We start from the raw sequence: 23,255 nt of genomic DNA on the forward strand, positions 1-23,255 counted from the left end.
GAACCCCTGCATTTGGATGAATGATGAGGAGTGTGGCACTGAAATGGGCAAAGGGTTCCCGGATACGGCGTTATTTGCTCGCCACCTTGCCGGCATTCTCCCAACCACCGCCCAACGCCAGGAACAAGTCGATTTGCCCCATGGCAACCTGAGTATTAGCCGTTGCCAGTTGTGCGCGGACGTCGGTGTAGGTGCGGGTGGCTTGCAGGTCGGCAAGGAATGATTCGCGGCCAGCCTGGAAGAAACGGTGGGTCTGGTCCGCCGCCTGTTTGGCCGATTGCTCGGCGTCGGCCAACGCGTCGCGGCGCTCCAGCAGGGCGGTGTATTGCGCCAGGCCGGTCTGGGTTTCGCGGATGGCGTTGAGCACCACGCCGTCAAAGCGCGCCAGCGCTGCCTGCGTCGAGGCTTCGGCCTGATGAATCCGCGCGCGGGAGCCGTTGGACGGAATAGTCCAGTTCAACAGTGGGCCAAAACCCCAGCGATTGGTGGCGGGTTTGCCGAGGTTTTCCAGCAGGCCCACGGTGCCGACCGTCGCGCCGATGCTGATGTCCGGATACAACTCGCCGGTTGCTACGCCAATTTCAGCAGTGGCAGCGGCGAGGCGGCGTTCAGCCTGGCGAACATCGGGCCGACGCTTGAGCAACGCGGCGCCATCGCCCACGGGCATGACTTGGGCGATATGCGGCAACTCGTTGCAGGTCGCCACGCCAGCGGGCAACTGGTTCAGCGGCTTGGCCAGCAGCATCGACAGGCGAAACAGTCCGGCCTGGCGCAGCGCTTCATAACGCGGCAGCTCGGCGCGCAGGGACTTGAATTGGGTTTGCGAGCGGGTGACCTGGGTTTCATCGCCACGGCCAGCATCACGCAAGCGTTGCGTCAGGGTCACGCCTTGCTGTTGCAGGTCCAGGGATTGCAGCGCGATGTCGTGTTCTTCGTTGGCGGCACACACCTGGGTGTAGGCGCGCACCACATCGGCAACCAGCGTAATGCGCGCGGTATCGGCGGCGGCCTGAGTAGCGTCGACATTGGCTTTCGCCGCTTCGATGCCACGCTGCAAGGTGCCGAACAGATCGAATTGATACGAGGTCGTGATCCCGACGTTGCCGACATTGCCCACTGGGACTTTATCCGCCAACAGAAACGCTTCGCCGGACTCCTGAAGACGCTCCGCACCGATCTTCACGCCACTGCTGAAACCACCGGCGGCCTGCGCCTCAGCCGTCTGATAGCGGGCGCGTTGCAGGTTGGCAGCGGCGATGCGCAGGTCGGTGTTGGAGGCCATGGCCTGTTGCACCAACTGATCGAGGCGCGGGTCCTGATACAAACGCCACCAGTCGGCAGGCACCGGCGCGGAAATCGTGTTGACCGATTCGCCCGCCAGCTCGCCCTGCAAATCCGCACGATTGACGGCGGCTTCCTTGGGCAGCTTGTAATCGGGACCGACGACCTGACACGCCGACAACAGCAAGCCAAGCCCGAGCGTTGTCAGGCGCGTCAGGTGTTTCATTGCGCGTGCTCCTTGGTTGCTGGTGTCTGCGCGTCGTCGATGATCGAGACCGTGGCAGTGCGTCCAGCGATCATGCGAAAGTCCGCCGGTACTTCATCAAAGGCGATGCGCACCGGAATCCGCTGCGCCAGACGCACCCAGCTGAACGCCGGGTTGACGTTAGGCAGCAGGTTCGAGCCGCTGCTGCGGTCGCGGTCCTCGATACCGGCGACGATGCTCACCACATGGCCGCGCAGGCGGGCGTTGTCGCCGATCACGCGGATGTCCACGCCCTGGCCGATATGAATGCCGTCCAGTTTGGTTTCTTCGAAATAGCCATCGATATGGAAAGATGTGCCGTCCACCACCGACAGCACCGCCCGGCCTGCGGTGACGAATTCATGGGCGCGGGGCGCGCGGTCGTTGAGGTAACCGTCAACCGGGCTGCGGATCACCGAGCGATCCAGGTTCAGCTGTGCGGCGTCCACGGCGACCTCCGACTCGTTGAGTGCCGACAGGGCGCGGGCTTCCCGGGACTGGCTTTCTTCCAGTTGTTCCCGGGCTACCAGATTGCCCAGGCCCCGGTTGCGTTTGTTTTCGCGCCGCGCCTGCTCGTAGGTTTCCTGACGTTCGGCGACCGTTGCCTGCGCCTGACGCAAGGCCAGGCGGAAGCGGTCCTGGTCGATGGTGAACAGCACCTGGCCTTTGCTCACCGACTGGTTATCGCTGACGTCGACTTTCTGGATCAACCCGGAAACGTCCGGGGCGATCTGGATAATGTCGGCGCGGATATGCCCGTCGCGGGTCCACGGGGCGTACATGTAATACATGACCATGCGCCAGACCACGATGGCGGCAAAGACCACAACGAGCAAAGTCAGGACCACGCGGCCCAATGTCAGCAGAGGTTTTTTCATTTCATCAGGTATCGACTGAGAGTATCCACAGCGCCGAGGAGCAAAGCGTATAGACCTACGTTGAATAATGCCCGGTGCCAGACCAGGCGGTAAAAATGGACACGCGACAACCCAGCGTGGACCACCAGAAACAGCAAATACGTGATGCCCATCAGCGCCAGAAAGGTGGGGACGAACACCCCGCTGATGTCCAGATCACCGATCATAGGGGTGCTCCGTCAATGCCATAGGGAGGTTGTTCTTCGGTTTCCGCCGCCGGGTGGACGATCTCTATGCCGGGCAACAGCGCCAGGCGCAAGCCGCTCAACGCGTGCAGCAGATGCGGGCGGGCCGGTTCATCGCCCAGGCCTTCAGCGCTCAAGGCGCGGCGGGCGCGATCCATGGTCATCAGCAGCCCTTTGGGGGCGGGGAGTCGTTCGCGGGCATCCAGGCAGGCCTGAAAATAACCGCCCACTTCATCCACCACGTGCCGCACCAGCATTTGCCGGGCGGTATTGACCCGTGGCAGCCAGGCGAGTAGATCCAGCAGGTTCAACGCCACGCGCAATTCGCGCAGGGCAATGCCGGTGTCCTGCGCGGTGAGGGTCAGGCGCGGCAAATGTTGCATCAGCCGATCAAGCATTTGTGCGCCCATGGTGCGGTGCTCGGCCAGGGTCGCCGGTTCGGTCAGCGCCACGATGTCGCGCCAGCTGAAGCGGGTCAGGCGCTTGGCTGCCAGTTCGACCCCGAATGGCCGCACCACCAACGTCCAGACGAAGGCAAACAACAGGCCGACGGGACCGGCCAGGTTGGAATTGACGAAGTTCAGGAAGTCCGCGTCGTAGGCACTTTGAATGCTGATGAATGACGAGGTGTTGACGATGGTCAGCAGCGTTCCGAGGTAGAAGCGCGGCTGTACGGTCAGCGTGCCGACACAAATGAACGGCACCGCAAACGCCAGCACCAGCATCGGAAAATCATGCAGATTGGGCAGGACCACGAACAGATACAGGCTGGCAAACACCACCGAGAGCATGGTCCAGAAAAAGAACCGATAAATCTGCGGCGCCGGATCGTCCATCGCCGCGAAGAAACTGCACGACACCGCCGCCAGCGCGACCGCCGCCGCGCCGTCGGGCCAACCCAGCAGAATCCACAGCACTGAGGCGACGATGATTGCCAGCACCGTGGACGTCACCGAATACAACATCAGCCCACGATCCAGGAACGGCGTGATTCGCCCCAGCCGCCAATGGCGATAGACCGCGCGCCATGGGGTCTGATCGTCGGTCTTGATCGCGTGTTGCAGCGTGCGGCAGTCCTGCCACAGATCGATCCATTCGCCCAGGCGGAACAGCGCGTTGGACAGCAGCAACTGACGTCGATCGTCCAGTTGCGCAGCGCTGGGTTGCAGGCGCTCAAGTTCCCGGTGCAATGCTTCCCACTGCTCAAACTGCACACCGCTGGCGGTGTTATCCAGCCAGGCGCGGGTGTCGATCAGCAGCGGCGCAAGGTTAGCGACCAGTTCAGGGGTGCGACGGTCCAGTGCCCACAAGGCATCGTCCAGCGCGTCGATCACCGGCAACAAATGAATCATCCGCCCGCGCAGTTCCTTGGCATTGCGCACGGTCTGGCTGCGCGCGCCTTCATGGGGTAATTGACCGATCATCAGCTCCAGGCTGTTGAAGGTGGCGACCATGGAACCGCGCAAGGCACCGACTTCTTCCGCGTTGACCTCGCGGGCGAGGAAACGATCGCTGTAGGCCGATGCATCGTTGAACCATTTGTCCGCCGCGCCCTGCATGACCGGCGCCAGGCGGCGCGGCCAGAACATGCTGCCCACCACCGCCGCGCAAACGATGCCGAGGAAAATTTCTTCGGTGCGTGAAACGGCGATCTCGAACACCGCTTGCGGGTTATCCACCACCGGAAAGGAAATCAGCGGCAGGGTGTACCCGGCCAACATCAAGGCGTAGCTGTTGGCGGTACGCAAATGCAGGGACAGGAACAGCAACGTGCCGGTCCACAACGCAATGACTACCGCCAGCAAAATCGGCGTCTGCACGAACATCGGCACCAGAAACACCGCCGCCGCCGCGCCCGCCAGAGTGCCCAGCGCGCGGTACAGCGCCTTGGAACTGGTCGGGCCGACAAACGGGCTGGAAACGATATACACCGTGGCCATCGCCCAGTACGGCCGAGGCATTTCCATCAGCAAAGCAATGTACAACGCCAGCATTGAAGCGCCGAACGTGCGCACGCCGTAAAACCAGTCGCGCGCCGGGGGAACGCCCGCAAAGAAGTCTTTCAAACTTGCCCCGCTGTGTCCGGATGCGCCGCGTCGGCAAAGGCTCTGAAGACGCGCAAGGTGGCCTCCAGGTCTTCCCGGGCGACGTTTTTCAGCACGTCGCGGCGCAGGCGAATCAGTTCTTCTTCGATGGCCAGAGACAGGGTTCGACCGCTTTCGGTCAGGCTCAAGGCTTTGGCGCGGCGATCATTCGGGTCTTCGGTGCGGCAGACAATTCCGGCGCTGCACAGCTGATCCAACAGGCGCACCAGCGTCGGGCTTTCCATGCCCGCAGCCTGGGCGACGGTGACCTGATTCACGCCATCGCCCAGCCGCAGGATCATCAGCAAAGGACCGGCGCAGGCTTCGGACACGCCGTAGGTGACCAGCGTGTTTTGGCAGATTCGTCGCCACTGGCGAGACGCAGCGACCATGCCGCTGCTGATATTCATCTGCAGTGAGTCAAGGGACATGAGATGGACCGGGTTTAAATAGTTAGGGTTGATATTGTTCGTAGAGACATTATTAGTTTGCTAACTATTAATATCCTGTAACAAAGAGTTACAGTCAACCCCGAAGTGCCGGGTGGTGGGAGTTTTTGTGAGGTTGGAGCCAGGGGCCGTTGGAGATTCTATGTCTGAGGGCAACCGCCAGGTGCCGCAGATGTATTGTCTGAACCGACGCCTTCCCGGCTAAAGCCGGTCCCACTAGATCGCGCTGGTTTTGTGGGACCGGATTTATCCGGGAAGACGGCATTCCAGTAGACGCAGATTCATCGGCTGTACGTCCTGTCGTGAATGCTGCGTAGATCCGTTGGAGGCTTGCCCGCGAATCAGGTGCCTCGGTGAACCAGATTCACCGCGTTATCGTTCTTCGCGGGCAAGCCTCGCTCCAACGGAATCGGTCGTTTACAGGCTTTCGGTCGTTTCGACCGGAGTCTGATGAATCGGCAACATGACCTTGAACGCGGTACCCACGCCCACTTCGCTGCGCACGGTGATGTGCCCACCGTGTTTGTTGACGATGCCGTATGACAACGACAGGCCAAGACCGGTGCCCTGGCCCACGGGTTTGGTGGTGTAGAAGGGATCGAAAATGCGCTGCAGCGACTCCGGGGCAATGCCCGAACCGTTGTCAGCCACTTCCAGCCACACTTGATCGTCGTCCACGCCGCTGCGAATCGTGATCTTGCCGCGTTGCGTGCCCATCGCCTGGGCGGCGTTGACCACCAGGTTCATGATCACTTGATTGATTTGCGAAGGCAGGCATTCGATTTCCGGCAGGTCGCCGTATTCCTTGATCACGTCTGCCTTGTATTTCAATTCGTTGGCGGCGATGTTCAGGGTCGAGTCGATGCCTTCGTGTACGTTTGCCCATTGCCATTGCTCGCTGGAGTCCACCCGTGAAAATGCCTTCAGATCCTTGACGATTTTTCCGGCGCGGCTGATGCCTTCCTTCGACTCTGCGATCAACACCGGGATGTCTTCGAGCAGGTAATCCAGTTCCACTTGTTCACGAAGGGCGGCCAACTGCTGTTCAGTCGGTCCCGGCGGCATCGATTTTTCTGCCAGGCGATAGGCACCGAGCATTTCCTGAAGTTTGCTGAAGTAGCCTTCCAGCGTGCCCAGGTTGGAGGAGATGAAACCGATGGGATTGTTGATTTCATGGGCGACACCTGCTGCCAGTTGCCCCAGCGAGGCGAGTTTTTCCGATTGCACCAGCTGGCTTTCCAGCAGTTTTCGCTCATCGATTTCGCGGCGCAGTGCTTCGCTGGTCTGGGTCAGTTCAGCAGTGCGTCGCTCGACCAGGTTTTCCAGCAAATCCATCTGTACCGAAGCCCGCTCGGCCATTTCCCATTTGTTGGTCAGCGTGTTGGCCAGTTGCTGGACCTCGATGTTGTCGAAAGGTTTTTTCAGAATCAGCAGGCGGTCGTGGCCTTGCAACCGGTCCAGCAGTTCGTCCCAGGAATAATCGGTGTAAGCGGTGCACACCACGATTTGCAGGCGTGGGTCCGCCACCCATAAATGCTCGATGGTCTTGGCGCCGTCCCAGCCCTGGGGCATGCGCATGTCGACGAACGCCAGGGCGTAGGGAAGATTCTGCGTCAGCGCCTCGTTGACCTTGTCCAGTCCTTCCTGGCCGCCGTAAGCGGAGTCCAGCGAGAACGGCTTGCCGACCACCGGAATCTCGTTGCCGAACAGGGCCGCCTCCATCAGGTCCAGTTCCTCATTGGAGACGTTGGAGGGTGTGAGGATCTTGCGGAAGTCTTCGTGAATGGACGGTGTGTCGTCGATCAGAAGGATGCGTCGGTTAGCTAGACTTTTCATTGCGTACCTGCGGCAGGCTTGAAGGGGAGATCCAGGGTGAACGAGGCACCTTTGCCGGGACCGTCGCTATGGGCCGTCAACTGCCCGTTCATCTCAACTGCAGCCAGGGCACAGCTGTGCAGACCGAAACCGTGGCCCTCCTTACGCGTGGTGAATCCGTGGACAAACAGACGCGGCAGGTTTTCCGGCGAGATACCTTCGCCTTCGTCCTTGACGCAGATGCGCAGCGTCGTGCCCCCGACAATGTTCACTGCCAGGGTTATCTTGCGTGCCGCATTGTCGGTCTGGGACATGGCGTATTTGGCGTTGCTGATCAGGTTGATCATGATCAGCAGGATCCGGTGTTTGTCGCCCATTATTTCCGGCACGCTGCCGTACTCGCGCACCACGGCGACACTGTGCCGGGTCAAGGCACCGGAGTTCATGTGCAGGGCGTCCTCCAGCAGGGAGGTAATGCTCAGTGATTCGACGAGATCGGCGGCACCCGCATAGGACTGCTGGGTCGCCACGATTTCCTTGATGTGGTCCACGCTCTTGGTCAGGCGTTCCAGTTCTTCGGCGATGCTCTGTTGTTCCATATCCAGGGTGATGACCAGCTGGTTCAAGTAACCGGGCAATAGCCTGCCTTTGTCGTCCAGGGTCATGAAATTGCCAAGGTCTGCCGCATGCTCGTTCATCATGGCAACGGCCTTGGCCAGACCACGGGCCTTGCTGTCGCGAACCCGGCGTGTCACCAGTTCTGCGGAAATGTTCACGCTGTTAAGCACGTTGCCAACGTTATGCAGAACGTTAGTGGCGATCTCTGCCATCCCGGCCTGACGCGCAGTGTCCATCAGTTCAGTCTGCGCATTCCTGAGTTCGCACGTGCGCTCCTCGACCCGCCGCTCCAGGCTGGCATTGGCTTCCTGCAAGGCTTTATTGACGTCGTTGATCACTTTGTAACTGCGTACCAGGCGATGCACCAGGTACAACAGCAGCAGCGCCATCACCGCCGAAAGGATGATCAGGTACAGGTGGTACTGCTGCTCTTTTTCCACGGCTTGTTGTTGATGAATGTTGAGCATCTGGTTAATCGCGTCCAGGCGATCCGCCACGGGCACCGCCGCGATGCGACCCAGAAGATCATTGACGAAAGGCTGTTCCCGCTGGATCAGGTTGACGTGATTGAGCAGGATGTTGATCGAGGCGCTGAGCGGTGCCGGCAGGCGATCGTTTTCCGTGCGCACACGATTGATCCCCACTTCGATCTCGGCAGATTTGTCAGACGTTGCCGACTGAGCAAACTCCAGGCCGGTCAGCAGCAGGTCATAAATATTGGTCGCGGTGTTTTGCAGCAGGACAGGGTCTTCAACCCGTGCCAGCTGAAACTGTATGTCATCCGCTGCCGAGGGCAAAAATGCCAACGAGTTACGCAACACCGCATCGTGGGATTTGAATTGCTCCACCAGCTCCGTCTTGAGTTCCAGCGCCTCCAGGTAGGCGTCGCGATGGGTTTTCCATTCGTCAGTCTGTTGGCCGGGCTCAAGGTGCAGCATCGTTTCAAAACTCGACCCCAGGCGCTTCATTTCCGTCAGGGGCGCGACCAGCAGATCGTAATCCTGGGTGACGCCCATCCGCGACTTGAGGATTTCCGTTTCCCAGTGGGCATCCAGCTGTTTGAGCTGGCGTATCACGTCCCGGGACTCGAAGTAGGTCGAGGTCTCGTGGGCGATGGAATTGAAATATAAAAACACCAGACCCGAGGCGATGCTCAGGGTTATCGCACCCAACAGCGAGGTTTTCGAGCGTCGGGACATGTTCATAGGGGTTTACCTGCCAGCTCACCGGTCAGGGTTTTCAGAAACTGCACAATCAGCGATTTATCCTGCTCGGTCGGGACGCGGCCCAATTGATAGGTGAACATCACGTCGACGGCCTGTTCCAGGGTGGCGGCCGATCCGTCGTGAAAATAAGGCGCGGTGATCGCGACGTTACGCAGGCTCGGCACCTTGAATACGTTGCGGTCGCTCTCGTTGCCGGTCACGAGGAAACGGCCCTGGTCAGCGTTGGTGACGTTGCCCCTGACTTTGAAGTAATCACCCATGACGCCGAATTTCTGAAACATGTTGCCACCGATGTTGACCCCCTGATGACAAGCAATGCAGCCGTATTGTTTGAAACGCTGGTAACCGAACTTTTCCTCCAGGGTGAGGATGTCCGTGTCACCTTTGAGGTAACGATCGAAGCGCGAGTTGGGAGTGATCAACGTGCGCTCATAGCTTTGCAGCGCTTGCTGGATGTTGGCGATGGTGACGCCGTCGGTGTAGGCCGCAGCAAAGGCTGTCCGGTAATGACTGTCGCTGGACAGCTGGGCGCTGACGTGTTCCCAGGAACTGCCCATTTCCAGTGGGCTTTGCACCACTTCATGGATCTGTGCGGTCAGGGAATCGGCGCGACCGTTCCAGAACTGCTTGAAATTCAGCGCCGCGTTGAACACCGTCGGCGTATTGATCGGCAACGTGTCGCCTTGAAAGCCAATCGACAGCGGCTTGTCGTCGGCGCCGCCATGGTCCAGGCGATGGCAGCTGGCGCAGGAAAGCGTGCCATTGGCTGAAAGACGTACTTCATTGAACAGCTGTCGGCCCAGTTCGACCTGCTGCGGGTCTTGCACCACGACGTCAGGCAACGGCTGAAGCGGTTCATCCAAGGGCAGTGCGACACTGGCGGTCGGTACGCCCAGCATCAGGGCGAGGACAACAATCAATCCATATGAAGACATCTATAGCGTCCTGTGCCAATGGAATGGAGCTTCCGGGAAGCGGCGCAGACGGTCCGGGCGCCGGACCCATAACTGTATGTCGGCTGCCGCGGGATTTTAGTGAGCCGGTCAGGCGAATATAAATGCCCTTCCCCAAGCTCATGGACTAACGCATTATCTGCGGTAGCGATGGAACTTAACGCGCACAAATAAATGCTAATCAAGGTGTCGACATGGACGAACAATCTGGTTCCGAGGTTGAATTCAAGCCCAATGTGTTGCTGGTAGACGACGAGGAGCTCATCCTCAGCAGCCTGCGTCGCCTACTGCGCTCTCACGGCTACAACCTGTTTCTCGCCGATAGCGGGGCCAAGGCGCTGGAAATCATGGCGCAGCAGCATATTGATCTGGTAATGAGCGATGCGCGCATGCCGAACATGGATGGCGCGACGTTGCTGGCCGAGATCAACAAACGTTATCCCTCGACCATGCGCATCCTGCTCACCGGCTTCGCCGACGTGGACATGATTGCCAAGGCCATCAACGAGGGCCGTATTCACAGCTACATCAGCAAGCCCTGGAACGATGAAGAGATGCTGCTGACCCTGCGTCAGTTGTTTGCGCATCAGCATTCGGAGCGCGAGCGGGTGCGGCTTGAGAAACTCACCAAGGTGCAGAACGAAGCCCTGCAGTCGATGAATATCACGCTGGAAAACCGCGTTGCGGCGCGTACTTCCGAGTTGCAACAGACTGCCGACATGCTTGATCTGGCTTACGACGAGCTCAAGCGCAGTTACGCGACCAGCACTGAAGTTTTCTCGGTGCTGCTCAACCAGCGGTTGCCCCACGACAAGCAGACCAATCGGCAGATCATCGATCTGGTCCGCACCTACGCCCAGGCCCATCCCATGGATGAGGCCAGCCAGCGCGACCTGAGCATGGCGGCGGCGCTGCACAATATCGGCAAGCTGAGCTGGACCGACAGCATGATGAGCGCGCCGGCGGACTTGCTCAATCACACCGAGCGCGACCGCTATCGCAGCTATCCAAAGAAAAGCGAATCGGTGCTGATGACGCTGGAGCCGATGCAGGATGCGGCGCGGCTGATTCTTCACCACCAGGAGCGCTGGGACGGCACCGGTTTCCCCGACCACCTCAAGGGCGAGGCGATTCCGTTCGGTTCGCGTCTGCTCAAGCTCGCTGTGGATTTCATTGAGCTGCAGCATGGCTTGATCCTTGAGCGGCAGATGAACAGCGACGAAGCCCTGACCTTCATCCGCAAATACAGCGGGCGTCTGTACGATCCGGGCTTGCTGGAAGACTTCGTCAAAGTGTGTGCCATCTACCAGAGCGACGTGACCCTGGGCGACCCGCTGGTCAAAGGCTTCACCACGCGCGAGCTGGAGGCGGGTATGGCGCTGGCACGCAACCTGAGTGCCGACAACGGCATGCTGTTGCTCAACGCTGGCAAGGTGCTCAGCGAGCAACTGATCCAGAAGCTGATTGCTTTCGAGGCTATGGAAGCCAGCAAGTACACCATTTTCGTACGTCTGGAAGTGCCGGTTCTCGCCTGACAGCGGGCTGCTGGTCGCGCCTGAATCGTCAGCCTGTGCCTTATCGGTGCGCAGGCTGACCGTGACAAGTTGAAAAAGTGCCTCTCTTCAGTGAAAAAATACGACCGTTCGTCTTAATCCCCGCAGAAAATACCCTTCAGAAAATGTATCAGCGACGCTACCGCAGCAAAAAACTGACGCGCGGCCCCGGCCTAGAGGCCTCATGCGCTATCAATTGCCATCCAAATGAATCGGTATCAGTTTCGACTCAGATACTGGCCAAATAATAGCCTTTGTCATTTCGCGTTGTTTTATTGACGCCAATGCTCTGTCGTGGCCGCTATTTAAACCGAAAATCCTGCCGATACTCCGAGACGAAGCCAATGGGCAGCAAAAGCCCGATATAGACACTTTGTCGGTGCGCCAGCGCACCTCGTGAGTACGCAATGATCGATCTCGCCATGTGGAACCTGTCTGTACCGGTCGGCACGCCCGCCGTCACGATTGATACGCCGAAACTGCTGGGCGGTTATCAGGATGGCTATTTCCGTTCGGGCAACACCCTGTTTTTCTGGGCGCCGGTCACGGGCTCCCGCACTGAAAATGCGGTCTATCCCAGAACCGAATTGCGCGAGACCAAGGCTGACGGCAGCGTAAACAACTGGACGTATTCGCAGGCCGACAATTTCCTCAGGGCCGCGCTGATGGTCAATCAGGTGCCTTCGACGGGCAAGATCGTGATCGGGCAGATCCATTGCTACCAGAGCACGGAGCCGCTGCTCAAGGTTGAATATCAGTACAAGGAAAAACTCCAGACCGGCAACATCGTCGCCAAATTCCGCCGCAGCCCGGATGCGGAAATCGAGGTCATCACCATTGCCCAGGGCATCCCCCTGAATCAGCGTTTCAGCTACAGCATCCACCTGACCCCGGCCGGCAACCTGACGGTCAATGCCTCGGACTTTGTCTGGAGTGCCAAACTCGATGCGACCTGGGGCGCCAAACTGCTGTATTTCAAGGCCGGGGTTTATACCCAGGACAACACCGGCTATGCCACCGAAGGCGGCGCGGCGACGTTCTACAAACTGACGATCAACCACGACAAGAAGGCGTGATGGGTTTATCCCGGCGACACCGAACATGTGGGACCGGATTTATCCGGGAAGACGGTATTTCTAACGATGAAATGCAGTGAATGAACCGGCCTCTTCCCGGCTAAAGCCGGTCCCACGCAGACTGTGTTAAAACGTCACGAGCGAAGACAAGACAAGGCAAAAACAGGCGAAAAACGGCCGGGGTCGCGATCGACTCCAGGTGTTCTAAATGAGCATTTTTCGCCTGTTTTTAACGCAGTATTGTCGAGCGCAGTGGTTTTCACACCGTCTGCACGGGGGCCTCATCGGTCAGATGCTTGCGGGGTTTGCCGATTCGCGAGCAAGTTCGCTCCCACACAAGGGGCTCAGCCGGGAAAAACCAGCGTAAAACAAATCCTCCCCGCCACCGGTTGCGCCACTGCAACCCGGCCGCCATGCAGATGCATGATCGCCGCGACAATGGCCAGGCCCAGGCCGTTGGAGTCTGAGCTTTGATGGCGGGAGGCGTCGCCCCGATAGAACCGGTCGAACAGCTTGGTCAGCGCTGTTTCGGCCAAGGGCGGTCCCTGATTGTCGACCTCAATCCACCACTGGCCGGCGTGCTGCCTGACCCGCACCAGAATTTCGCTGCCTTCGTCGGCATAACGGATCGCATTGGCGACCAGATTGCTCAACGCCCGGCGCAACAGGATCGGGTCCGCATGCAACGTGCCGTCGCCTGACGTCTGAATGCTCAGTCGCCGCTCTTCGGCAAGGCCTTCAAAATAGCCGGCGATCCGTTGCAATTCGTCTTGTAGGGATAACGGCTGCCGTTCGAGGACAGCCTGGGCTTCATCGGCGCGGGCGAGAAACAGGATGCTCTCGATCAATCGCGAAATGCGCTCCAGCTCCTCAAGATTGGAAGCCAGCAGCGCCTGGTATTCATCGACGCTGCGCGACTGGCGCAGCGCAACCTGGCAGTGACCCATCAAGGAACCCACCGGTGTACGGATTTCGTGGGCCAGGTCGGCGGAAAACTGGGTCAGGCGTTGATAGCCGTCATCCAGCCGTTCCAGCATGGCGTTGAACGCATCCACCAGCGGCTGCAATTCCACCGGTGTGTCCTGATTGTCGAGGCGCGTGTGCAAGCGCGCCGGGGTGATCTTCGAGGCGTGGGCGGTCATCCGGCGCAGCGGACGCAGGCCGCGATGCAACAACACATAGCCAAGCAGCGCGGTAATCAGAAACGCCAGGCTGATCGCTGCGTAGATGCGCTGACGGAAGCTTTCCAGCATGGCCATCTCTTTGACCATCAAATGCGCTGCTGTCAGGCGCACTTCAACGCCACCGGACATTGCCGCGCTCGATGCGGCCCGCAAAGGCACGCCTTGCAGGCTCGTGCCGCTGCGCAGATCGGTATCGCGCAACGCCACGTCCTGCGGCACGACGGGCAATTCAGGCAATGGCGCCCGTTGCGGGTTGACCGAGATAACTGGCGTCTTGCCGGGCTCGCCAATCACAAAAATGTCTTCTTCGCTGTCGAGCATGTTCTCGAACAACTGCGGGCTGCCCTTGAGATTGTCCAGGGTCAGGTCGTAGCGCAGCAGTTTGCGAAAGTGATCGAGACGCGCCAGCACGGCGTGGTCGGTGCGCTGCATCACCGATTGTTTCATTGATGCGTACAGATACCAGCCGGCGCCGCTGACGGTAAACATCGCCACCAGGGCGAAGGCCAGGCTGGAGCGCAGGATCAGGGATGGTTGGCGTCGGGACCGCACGGTCGCACCTCGCAGACGTAACCGATGCCGCGCACGGTGTGGATGAGTTTGACCGGGAAGGGCAGGTCGACTTTGCTGCGCAGGCGTTTGATCGCCACGTCGACGACATTGGTGTCGCTGTCGAAATTCATGTCCCAGACTTCCGAGGCAATCTGCGCCCGGGACAGCACATCGCCTTCACGGCGCAGCAACAGGTGCAGCAAAGCGAACTCTTTGTTGGTCAGGACAATCACCTGTTGCTGGCGGGTGACGCGGCGGCGCAGCAGGTCCAGTTCCAGATCCGCCAGATGAAAATGATCGGCCTCGCGCACCACGCCCCGGCGCAGGATGGTACGAATGCGCAGCAGCAGTTCGGTGAAGGAAAACGGCTTGACCAGATAGTCGTCCGCACCCAGCTCCAGGCCGCGAATCCGGTCCTGCAACTGGTCGCGGGCGGTGAGGAACAGCACCGGCACGTCCTGTTTCGCGCGCAACACTTCGATGATCTGCCAGCCGTCGATGCCGGGCAGCATCACGTCCAGCACGATCAGGTCGTAGCGATTTTCCAGGGCCAGGTGCAGGCCGTCGGTGCCGTGCTGGGTCCAGTCGACTTTATAGCCGGATTCGCCGAGGCCTTTTTTCAAGTACTCGCCGGTCTTGGTGTCGTCTTCGATGAGCAGGATGTGCATCGTGGTTTGGCCTGTTCAGGCGCAGCACGCCGGGTGGGAAGGCAAGTCTAACCAAGACCCGGCGGGCTGTCGGTTACATTTTTGTCATTGATCCGGGGGCTGCGGCGAATGACAAAAATGTCATTCGCCGGTCATGGTTCAGTGCCGGTTGCAGGTTGATGATGATCACCACTTCAACCCTGCCAAGGAATCACTCATGAAGACTGCACTGTCCACCACGTTCGGCTTGCTGCTGCTCAGCGCCGCGGTCATGACCCAGGCCGCCGACATGCCGGTGGTCAAACCCATGCGCGGTACCGTCGACAGCGTCCAGGCCGATACCCTGAGCTACACCACTCGCGCCGGTCAGCACCAGACCATCACGCTCACGGACAAAACCGGCATTCGCCTGGTGTCCAAGGCCGATCTGGATTCGATCAAGGCTGACAGCTTCGTCGGCTCTGCCGCGATTCCCCAGGCCGACGGTTCGTTGAAAGCGCTGGAAGTCACGGTCTTCGAAGCCAGCCTCAAAGGCAGCGGCGAAGGTCACTACGGCTGGGAAAACGCCGACGGCAGCACCGGCACCATGACCAATGGCACGGTCGGCACACTGTCCAAAGCCAACGGCCGCACGCTGACCGTGTTGTACAAAGGCGGCGAGAAGCAATTGGTCGTACCCGAAGACGTGCCAATCGCCTATGTTGAACCGGGTCAGCGCAGCGAGTTGAAAGCCGGCGCGAAGATCGTCCTGTTCCCTGCCGATGACGGCAAATCCGCCCGTGGTGTAGCGGTCGGCAAGGATGGTTTTACCCCGCCGATGTAAGCTCATTTCTTGTTGGAGCGAGGCTTGCCCGCGAACATGGCGTCCCGGTCTATCAGACATACCGGTGCGCTGCATTCGCGGGCAAGCCTCGCTCCAACGGTCGAGGTAAACAACCATGAAAACCCGCAGCATCCATCCCTGGCCGGTGCGCCTGACTCATTGGATCAACGCCTTTGGCATGGTCGGTATGTTCATGAGCGGTTGGGCGATCTACAACGCGTCGCCGCTGTTCGGCTTCACATTCCCCAAACAACTCACCCTGGGCGGTTGGCTCGGCGGTTCCATTGCCTGGCATTTTGCGGTGATGTGGCTGCTGGTCATCAACGGCCTGGCGTATGTGCTGTACGGCGTGTTCAGCCGTCATTTCAAGCGCGACCTGCTGCCGGTGCAGGCCAGCGCGGTGAAGCGCGACGTGGTCGATGCCCTGCGTTTGCGTCTGATTCATGAGCACGGTCGCTACAACGCCGTGCAGCGCCTGATGTATTGGCTGGTGCTGTTGATGGGCGTGCTGGTGGTGCTGACCGGGCTGGCGATCTGGAAGCCCGTGCAGTTTCAGGAACTCGCCAGCCTGTTTGGTGGCTTCGACTTCGCACGCTATGTGCATTTCGGCGCGATGGCCGCCATTGGCGCGTTTGTCGTCGTCCATCTGGCGCTGGTGCTGATTGTGCCGCGCACCCTGCTGCCGATGATTACTGGCGGCAAGCGACCTCTTGAAAACGGGGAGACCGGTCATGAGTGACCCCAAGCCACGCCCGACCCAACGCATTCGCCTGGAACCCGCGCAGCAGACGCAGTTGATCGATATTCAGCGCCGCTCGTTCTTGCGCGCCGGGCTGACCGTTGGCGCGATGTCGATGCTCACCGGCTGCAACCTGCAAGATGGCGATCAAGTGGACAAAGTGCTGTGGGCCATGTCGCGCTGGAATGACCGGGTGCAGGCCTGGCTATTCAGCGGTCAGAAACTTGCGCCGACCTACAGCAAGGCGCAGTTGACCAATCCGTTCCCGTTCAACGCGTTTTATCCCGAATACAACGTGCCGGATCTGGATATCTCCGATTACAAGCTGGCGGTGTCCGGACTGGTGCGGGATAAACAATCGTGGAATCTGGACAGCCTGCGCAAACTGCCGCAACGCACCGACATCACCCGCTTGATCTGCATCGAAGGCTGGAGCGCCATCGGCCAATGGGGTGGTGTGCCGTTGCGCACGTTCCTTGAACATATCGGCGCCGACATCACCGCCAAATACGTTGGCTTCAAGTGCGCCGACCGTTATTACTCAAGCCTGGACATGCCCACGGCGTTGCACCCGCAAACGCTGCTGGCTCTGGATTTCGGAGAAGTGGCGCTGCCGCCGGATTATGGCTATCCGCTGCGCGTACGCGTGCCGACCAAACTGGGTTTCAAGAACCCCAAGCACATCGTCGAGCTGATCGTGACCAACGAGAATCCGGGCGGGTATTGGGAAGATCAGGGGTATAACTGGTTTAGCGGGATTTAAAGCAAGGATGTTAATGTGGGACCGGCTTTAGCCAGGGTATTTTGTGGGACCGGCTTTAGCCGGGAAGAGGCCGATACACCCGATGCATTTCTTGCGTCAGGCATTCAGTCTTCCCGGCTGAAGCGGGTCCCACGAGTGTCTTGAGCTAACTCAGTTCAAACCCAACTTTGTGGGACCGGCTTTAGCCGGGAAGAGGCCGATACACCTGATGCATTTCTTGCGTCAGGCATTCAGTCTTCCCGGCTGAAGACGGTCCCACGAGTGTCTTGAGCTAACTCAGTTCAAACCCAACTTGCCACGTAATGTGGACAGGTCTTCAGCCAAGGTATTGACCGGGCCAACCAGCGCCTTGCGGTCGTTTTCCTTCACTTTGTCGTAAGTCTCGAAACCGCCATCCTTGGTTTTGTACTTGGCGAGGATCTTGTCCACAGTGGCGAAGTTCTTGTCGACCTTGGTGGCGAAGACTTTGTCGGACTTCTCGATTTGTGGGCGGAACAGGTCGACGATTTTCTTCGCGCCGTCGATGTTGCCCTGGAAGTCATACAGGTCGGTATGGCTGTAACGGTCTTCCTCGCCGGAAATCTTCGTCGCGGCAACTTCTTCTAGCAGCGCAGCAGCGCCGCCGACCACTTTCTCAGGCGGGAAGGTCAGGCCGGAAACGCGGGTTTCCAGGTCGTTCACATCAGCCATCAGCTTGTCAGCAATCGGGCCTTGGTCCTTGGTGGTGTTCTGCGAAAACAGCGCGTATTCCAGGCGATGGAAACCGGTGAAATCTTCAGCGTTCACGCCTTTTTCGTGGTCATCAACGCGTGAGTCGATGGAGGCGTCCAGGTCGCTGAACAGCTCAGCCATCGGCTCGATTTCTTCGTAGAACACACGGGTTGGCGCGTACAGCTTCTTGGCCGTCGCCAGGTCGCCTTTCTTCACTGCGTCGGTGAATTTCTGAGTGTGGCTGACCAGCTCGGCGATCTGCTCGGTGACATAGATTTTGTAGTCCGACACCGGCCCTACCAGGTCAAGCGGTGCAGTCGCGGCGAACGCCGACAATGGGGTCTGGAGCAAACCAACGGTGAGCAGCAAAGCAAAAGGCAACTTTTTCATGGGACTCTTCCTGTTGAGGTGGTAGGGGCAGTTTTTGTGAAAATTCACGCAGTCTTAGTCGCAGTAGCCGACGCCTGAAGCAGCGAGCGACCGATGAAATCCTGAGTGTCGACAACGCCGGGCAGGGTAAAGAAATAACCGCCGCCGACCGGCTTGAGGTATTCCTCCAGCGGCTCGCCATTGAGGCGGGTCTGCACGGTGATGAAGCCTTTTTCCAGATCGGACTGGTAACAGATGAACAGCAGGCCCATGTCGAGCTGGCCGTTCTTGTTGACGCCGTTGGAGTAGTTGAACGGGCGACGCAGAATCAGGTTGCGCTGGGTTTCGGCGGTACGCGGATTGGCCAGACGAATATGCGCATCGAGCTTGGTCGTCTTGCCGTGCGGGTCGGCAACGTAGTTCGGCACGTCGGTTTCGACCTTGCCGTCCATGGGCGCGCCAGTGGTTTTGACCCGGCCGAAAATCGCTTCCTGTTCCTGCAGCGGCGTGCGGTCCCAGCGTTCAACAAAGTTGCGAATGATGCGCACCGCCTGATAGCTGCCGTTGGCGGCCCAGGTCGGTTCGTCGCTGCCGGGTTGGACCCAGACCAGCTCGTTCATGGCCTTCTGGTCGTTGGAGTCCGGGTTGGCGGAACCGTCACGGAAACCGAGGAAGTTACGCGCGCTTTCCGGCGGCTGGTCGGGCTTTTTCGGCGCTTGCGGCGGCACGGTGCCTTCCTGTTTCCAGCGCACCAGCAGCAGGTCCGGCAGGTTTTTCACGATGTCGCGCAGGGCGTGAATATTGCTGTCGGCGCTGTTGGCGCAGAACTGGATGCTCAGGTCGCCATGGCAGCTGTCGGCTTCCAGTGCGTCGTTGGGGAACCCGACCATGCGGCTCAGGCGCTTGGGCTTGACCGATTCCAGGCCGAAACGCTCGTCGAACAGCGATTCGCCCACCGAAACCGTAATGGTCAGGTTATCCGGCGTGACGACCGGGCCGAGGATGCCGGAGTCCACCGGCGGAAATTTCGGATCCACCTCAGGCACCGGGCCGCCAGTCATCAGGAAGGCGATGCGTTCGTTCAGCGTACGGAACAGGCGCTCCAGGTCTTCCCGGTCGGCGGCCAGCACGTCGAAAGCCACCAGCATGCCCGAGGCCGGGCGCGGGTTGACGATGCCGGTCTGATGCGCGCCGAAAAACTGGTTGCGGTCTTCGGTCTTTTCGCTTTTCGGCGCTTCGGTGACTTGCGCCGGTGCGGCCGCCAGGACGTTGCCGCTCAGGCTGCTGCCCGCCAGCGCCGCACCCGCCGCGCCGAGACCCAGCAGGACGCGCCGACGTTGCGCGGATTGTGGGGCGTTGCTGTTGTCTGAGTCGTTCATGGCTGTTTTCTTTGCTCGCTATCTCAAAATCGGCGTAAAAGTGGGACCGGCTTTAGCCGGGAAAGCGGTATGTTGGAAGAGAAATATGCAGCGCATGTACCGGCCCCTTCCCGGCTAAAGCCGGTCCCACAGATGTCGTGAAACCTTGGGCTAAGCCCCAAAGTCCCACAGATGTCGTGAAACCTTGGGCTAAGCCCCAAGGCCCCACAGAAGTTGTAAAGCCTTGGGCTTAGCGCCTCAAAGCCCCGAAAGCCCAAGCGCCCCATCAATCCCATCCAGCGCATCCGCCAAGGCCTTGGCTTTGGCGGCGATCAACTTGCGCTGCTCGGCCTTGACCTGATCGTACGGGCGATAACCGCCGTCGGTTTTCAGGCCGTTGAGTTCAGTGTCCAGTGCCGCCGCTGCGCTATCGATTTTCTGCACCAGATCGCCGGAATTCTTCGCCAGCAGCGGACGAATCAGGTCGACCACCTTGCGCGTACCTTCCAGGTTGGCGGCGAAGCCGTTGAGGTCCAGATGGCTGTAGCGCTCTTCTTCGCCGTTGCTGCGGATCTCGGCCAGACTGCGCATGTTGCGAGTGATGATGCTCGCCAGTTGCTCGGGCGCGATGTTCTGCGCCAGCAACTGCTGCTTGAGGGTGGTGACGTCGGCTTGCAGGCGTTGCGCAATCGGGGCCAGGCCGTCGACGGATTTCTTGTCAAACAGCGCGTACTCGATGCGATGGAAGCCGCTGAAACCCGGGTCCTGTTCGCGCTTTTCGTAATAGTCGGCGCGGGCATTGATCGCGTTGTCCAGCTCGGATAAACGCTGCGCGGCCGGAGCAATGCGCTGGTAAGCGGCGCGGGCCGGGGCGTAGGCGGCTTGCGCGGCACTCAGGTCGCCAGCTTCAATAGCCTGTTGCAAGGCCGTCACGGCCTTGATCAGTGCGGAGCCTTGCATGCTCAGGTACACGCGGTATTCGGACAGCGGACCAATGAACGCCACCATGGATGGCCGAGCCTTGGCGTTGGCGTCGGATTCAGCAGTCGGCGTGACGTGCAGCGTGCCGCGCGGATTGCTGAGCAAGCCGCAGGTGATCGCGTAGTCGCCGGGCAGCAGATTGGCGTTTATTACCTGACTCAAACCGGGGGCGATGTTTTCCCGTTCTTCGACCACCAGCACGCCATCAAGGATTTCCCATTCGACGGCCCGCTCGGAGCGGTTGACGATGCGGAAGGCGTTCTTGCCCGCCGCAACGGTGAGGTCATTGGGCTCGCAAGCGTGAGCGTGAATGGTGACCACGGTTTCCGCCTGGGTGTTGGCCGCACGTTTTTTCATGGCGTTCTGCGAGGCGTAATAAAACAGCCCGCCCGCCGCGATCATGACGACCACGGAACCGGCGACGGCCAATCGCAAGGCGCGGGGAGGCTTGGCTTTCTCTGAAAGCCCTGTGGGACGATTCGACATGTGTGCCCTTATTCGTTCGTAGCTGAAGAGGGGTGCGGATGCGCGGGCCGGGTGGGCAGACTCACCACCGGGGCGCTGGGCATGAAGAACAGCACCAGCGCGACGACCAGGTAAAGCACATACACGCTGAGGGTGCTGATGGTTGGCGCATCCTGGTAACCGAACATGCCGGCCAGAACCGAACCCGTCGGGCCGTCCATCGGCAGCGTGGCGCTGAAGTCGAAGACCACGGTTTGCAGGTGATTCCAGATTCCGGCTTCATGCAGTGCCTGTACCGAGTTGGCCAGAATCCCGGCGGCGACCACCAGGATGAACAGCCCGGTCCAGCGGAAAAACAGACTGAGGTTCAGGCGCATGCTGCCGCTGTAGATGGCGAAACCCACGCCGATTGCGATGATCAGGCCGAGCAGGGCACCCAGCGGTGCGCCGGGGCCTTCGCTTTGCTGGAAGACGGCGAGCAGGAAGAACACGGTTTCCAGACCTTCACGGGCCACGGCGAAAAACACCATGGCGATCAACGCGTAGGTCTGGTTTTTCGAGCCGGCGAGGGCGGCATCCAGGGACATGTGCAATGAATGCTTGATCGAACGGGCGACCTTGCGCATCCAGAACACCATGGAACTGAGGATGCCCACGGCGACAAGACCGACGACACCTTCGAACAATTCCTGTTGTTTTTGCGGGAATTCGGCGCTGACCATTTCCAGGCCACCCCCGACGAACAGCGCCAGGGCTGCGGCGAGGAAAACCCCGATCCACACAGCGGCCATCCACTCCCCGCGACCGGTCTGTCTCAGATAACTGGCGATGATGCCAACGATAAGCGCGGCTTCAATCCCTTCGCGCAGCATGATCAAAAAAGGAACGAGCATGTTTCACCAGGGTTTTTTGCTGTAGGCTGATTCGTTTCAGCGGATCAGAAATTCTCTGATGTCTGAAACAATGCGTAACATAATGATACTCATTATTGAATGCGTATAGTTGTTTTTTTGATTCCCATCGGTTTCGCATTCTCGTTCAGGAAGGGTTCAGGCAACGTTCCAGGCGGGATTCGGACGCAGATTCGTTGGGCTTACAAACCGCTCAAAATCCCATACGCCAACTCCACCCGCGCTGCATTGGGGTAGTTCTTGTTGGCGAGGATCACGATGCCGGTCTTCTTCTCTGGCACAAATGCGACGTAGCCGCCAAAGCCGTTGGTGGAACCGGTCTTGTTGATCCAGGCGTTTTGCAGGGGCGCGATTGGCGGGTTGATCGCCGTGACCGGTTGGGTTTCATAAGCCATCTTGTTGGCGTTGCCTTCCAGCAATGTCTCCAGCGATACCGGGTAAACGTAGTGCTCCCAGACCAGCGCCTGGGTCATCGCGCCCACTTTGAAATAACCGGCGTGCGTTTGCGCCAGCGCCTGTTTGATGGTCGGCTCCATTGGCGTCATCGTCATATTCGCTTCGACGAAGTGCAGCATGTCCCTGGCGCTGGATTTGATGCCGTAGGCTTCGGCGCCGAGCACACCGCCTCGCAAACGAATCGGTTGATCCTGTTTGTCATAGCCCTGGGCATACAACGGCATTTTGCTCGCGGGCACCGTCAGCCAGGTATTGCCGAGCCCCAGCCTGGGCAATAACTGCTGCTCCATCGCCTGTTCAAACGGCATGTCCATGGCCTTGGCGGTGATCATTCCCAGCATGCCGATGCTCGGATTGGCGTAGGTTCTTTTGTCACCCGCCGGGTATTGCGGTTGCCATGCCTGCAAATAATCAATCAGCTGTGCGGTGTTCTGTACCGCGTCCGGCACCTGCAATGGAAAGCCGCCAGCGGTGTGTGTGCCCAGATTCATCAACGTCACTTGGTCGAACGCGCTGCCTCTGAGTTGTGGCAGATATTTTCCCGGATGATCGCTCAGGGACAGCCGCCCGTTGGCCTGCGCATAGGTTGCCAGCGTCGCGGTGAGGGTCTTGCTGATTGAGCCGAGCTCGAACAAGGTGTCACTGCTGACCTTGGCCTGGGTGTCTTTCGACGCCACGCCAAAGTTGTAGAAGTGCTGTTGGCCATCTACGGTGAGCGCGATAGCGAGCCCCGGAATGTTGTACTGCTGCATGACGGCATGGGCTGCATCGGTCAACGCGATGTCGATTCTGGAAGGGGCGGCGGCCATCGCCAGGCTGCCAACCATCAGGCTGCTGGCTATAAACAGCAGCTTGGTGCAGGAAGGATAAATCGCGGACATCCAGGTTTCCTCGG

Annotated in this window: 20 protein-coding genes; 5 read left to right on the top strand and 15 right to left on the bottom strand. The window is 59.5% G+C overall.

What is annotated here, in order from left to right; genetic code table 11:
- Nucleotides 1-70: 70 nt before the first annotated feature.
- The 8 genes from ACP7E4_RS12850 to ACP7E4_RS12885 all read right to left on the bottom strand — a co-directional run bounded on the left by ACP7E4_RS12850 (nucleotide 71) and on the right by ACP7E4_RS12885 (nucleotide 9,754).
- Nucleotides 71-1,507, bottom strand: a complete 1,437-nt coding sequence (locus tag ACP7E4_RS12850; protein WP_426114120.1) for an efflux transporter outer membrane subunit — start codon at nucleotides 1,505-1,507, stop codon at nucleotides 71-73.
- The gene (locus tag ACP7E4_RS12855) at nucleotides 1,504-2,403 is read right to left on the bottom strand and encodes an efflux RND transporter periplasmic adaptor subunit (RefSeq protein WP_426114122.1); all 900 of its coding nucleotides are present in this window, start codon (nucleotides 2,401-2,403) and stop codon (nucleotides 1,504-1,506) included. Before ACP7E4_RS12855 ends, ACP7E4_RS12850 begins: the two co-directional genes overlap by 4 nt.
- Complete coding sequence (locus ACP7E4_RS12860; RefSeq protein WP_020288749.1) at nucleotides 2,400-2,609, bottom strand: DUF1656 domain-containing protein; 210 nt, start codon at nucleotides 2,607-2,609, stop codon at nucleotides 2,400-2,402. Before ACP7E4_RS12860 ends, ACP7E4_RS12855 begins: the two co-directional genes overlap by 4 nt.
- Nucleotides 2,606-4,693 (bottom strand): FUSC family protein, encoded by a 2,088-nt coding sequence (locus ACP7E4_RS12865; RefSeq protein ID WP_426114124.1) that lies wholly within the window; start codon nucleotides 4,691-4,693, stop codon nucleotides 2,606-2,608. The genes ACP7E4_RS12860 and ACP7E4_RS12865 overlap by 4 nt, the downstream gene beginning before the upstream one ends.
- Nucleotides 4,690-5,142, bottom strand: coding sequence for a MarR family winged helix-turn-helix transcriptional regulator (locus tag ACP7E4_RS12870; protein WP_426114126.1), 453 nt, complete (start codon nucleotides 5,140-5,142; stop codon nucleotides 4,690-4,692). The genes ACP7E4_RS12865 and ACP7E4_RS12870 overlap by 4 nt, the downstream gene beginning before the upstream one ends.
- Nucleotides 5,143-5,577: 435 nt before the next feature.
- Nucleotides 5,578-6,996: an ATP-binding protein gene (locus ACP7E4_RS12875; RefSeq protein ID WP_426114128.1), complete on the bottom strand. Its 1,419-nt coding sequence runs from the start codon at nucleotides 6,994-6,996 to the stop codon at nucleotides 5,578-5,580.
- On the bottom strand, nucleotides 6,993-8,798 hold the full coding sequence (locus ACP7E4_RS12880) for a DAHL domain-containing protein (RefSeq protein WP_426114130.1): 1,806 nt from the start codon (nucleotides 8,796-8,798) through the stop codon (nucleotides 6,993-6,995). Before ACP7E4_RS12880 ends, ACP7E4_RS12875 begins: the two co-directional genes overlap by 4 nt.
- Entirely contained in the window at nucleotides 8,795-9,754 is a 960-nt protein-coding gene (locus tag ACP7E4_RS12885) for a cytochrome-c peroxidase (protein ID WP_426114132.1), read from the bottom strand. Before ACP7E4_RS12885 ends, ACP7E4_RS12880 begins: the two co-directional genes overlap by 4 nt.
- Nucleotides 9,755-9,966: 212 nt before the next feature.
- Here ACP7E4_RS12885 and ACP7E4_RS12890 point away from each other — a divergent pair, with 212 nt between their 5' ends.
- The gene (locus ACP7E4_RS12890; protein WP_426114134.1) at nucleotides 9,967-11,307 is read left to right on the top strand and encodes an HD domain-containing phosphohydrolase; all 1,341 of its coding nucleotides are present in this window, start codon (nucleotides 9,967-9,969) and stop codon (nucleotides 11,305-11,307) included.
- A gap of 425 nt (nucleotides 11,308-11,732) precedes the next feature.
- Complete coding sequence (locus ACP7E4_RS12895) at nucleotides 11,733-12,401, top strand: polysaccharide lyase family 7 protein (RefSeq protein WP_426114136.1); 669 nt, start codon at nucleotides 11,733-11,735, stop codon at nucleotides 12,399-12,401.
- 344 nt (nucleotides 12,402-12,745) lie between these two features.
- On the opposite strand, the gene ACP7E4_RS12900 is transcribed toward ACP7E4_RS12895, so the two are convergent.
- Together ACP7E4_RS12900 and ACP7E4_RS12905 are read right to left on the bottom strand one after the other, a co-directional pair.
- Nucleotides 12,746-14,074 (bottom strand): heavy metal sensor histidine kinase, encoded by a 1,329-nt coding sequence (locus tag ACP7E4_RS12900; RefSeq protein WP_426114286.1) that lies wholly within the window; start codon nucleotides 14,072-14,074, stop codon nucleotides 12,746-12,748.
- Between the two features lie 35 nt (nucleotides 14,075-14,109).
- On the bottom strand, nucleotides 14,110-14,805 hold the full coding sequence (locus tag ACP7E4_RS12905; protein WP_020288740.1) for a heavy metal response regulator transcription factor: 696 nt from the start codon (nucleotides 14,803-14,805) through the stop codon (nucleotides 14,110-14,112).
- A 196-nt stretch (nucleotides 14,806-15,001) separates the two neighbouring features.
- On the opposite strand from ACP7E4_RS12905, the gene ACP7E4_RS12910 reads away from it, so the two are divergent.
- The 3 genes from ACP7E4_RS12910 (at nucleotide 15,002) to ACP7E4_RS12920 (ending at nucleotide 17,109) form a co-directional block, all read left to right on the top strand.
- Nucleotides 15,002-15,607, top strand: coding sequence for a hypothetical protein (locus ACP7E4_RS12910; RefSeq protein WP_426114138.1), 606 nt, complete (start codon nucleotides 15,002-15,004; stop codon nucleotides 15,605-15,607).
- A 115-nt stretch (nucleotides 15,608-15,722) separates the two neighbouring features.
- The gene (locus ACP7E4_RS12915) at nucleotides 15,723-16,346 is read left to right on the top strand and encodes a cytochrome b/b6 domain-containing protein (RefSeq protein ID WP_426114140.1); all 624 of its coding nucleotides are present in this window, start codon (nucleotides 15,723-15,725) and stop codon (nucleotides 16,344-16,346) included.
- Nucleotides 16,339-17,109, top strand: a complete 771-nt coding sequence (locus tag ACP7E4_RS12920; RefSeq protein ID WP_426114142.1) for a molybdopterin-dependent oxidoreductase — start codon at nucleotides 16,339-16,341, stop codon at nucleotides 17,107-17,109. Before ACP7E4_RS12915 ends, ACP7E4_RS12920 begins: the two co-directional genes overlap by 8 nt.
- Before the next feature lie 276 nt (nucleotides 17,110-17,385).
- Here the strand turns inward: ACP7E4_RS12920 and efeO (ACP7E4_RS12925) are convergent, their stop codons facing one another.
- The 5 genes from efeO (ACP7E4_RS12925) to ampC form a co-directional block, all read right to left on the bottom strand.
- A complete protein-coding gene (efeO, locus tag ACP7E4_RS12925; protein ID WP_426114144.1) occupies nucleotides 17,386-18,210 on the bottom strand; it encodes an iron uptake system protein EfeO in 825 nt (274 codons plus the stop codon).
- A 44-nt stretch (nucleotides 18,211-18,254) separates the two neighbouring features.
- Nucleotides 18,255-19,568, bottom strand: a complete 1,314-nt coding sequence (gene efeB, locus ACP7E4_RS12930) for an iron uptake transporter deferrochelatase/peroxidase subunit (protein WP_426114146.1) — start codon at nucleotides 19,566-19,568, stop codon at nucleotides 18,255-18,257.
- A gap of 237 nt (nucleotides 19,569-19,805) precedes the next feature.
- A complete protein-coding gene (efeO, locus tag ACP7E4_RS12935) occupies nucleotides 19,806-21,014 on the bottom strand; it encodes an iron uptake system protein EfeO (RefSeq protein WP_426114148.1) in 1,209 nt (402 codons plus the stop codon).
- Nucleotides 21,015-21,022: 8 nt separating this feature from the next.
- Nucleotides 21,023-21,886 (bottom strand): iron uptake transporter permease EfeU, encoded by an 864-nt coding sequence (gene efeU / locus ACP7E4_RS12940; protein WP_426114153.1) that lies wholly within the window; start codon nucleotides 21,884-21,886, stop codon nucleotides 21,023-21,025.
- 200 nt (nucleotides 21,887-22,086) lie between these two features.
- A complete protein-coding gene (ampC, locus tag ACP7E4_RS12945; RefSeq protein ID WP_426114156.1) occupies nucleotides 22,087-23,241 on the bottom strand; it encodes a class C beta-lactamase in 1,155 nt (384 codons plus the stop codon).
- Nucleotides 23,242-23,255: the final 14 nt, after the last annotated feature.

This window comes from Pseudomonas sp. DSP3-2-3 (genome assembly GCF_049898225.1).
Taxonomy (GTDB): Bacteria; Pseudomonadota; Gammaproteobacteria; order Pseudomonadales; family Pseudomonadaceae; genus Aquipseudomonas.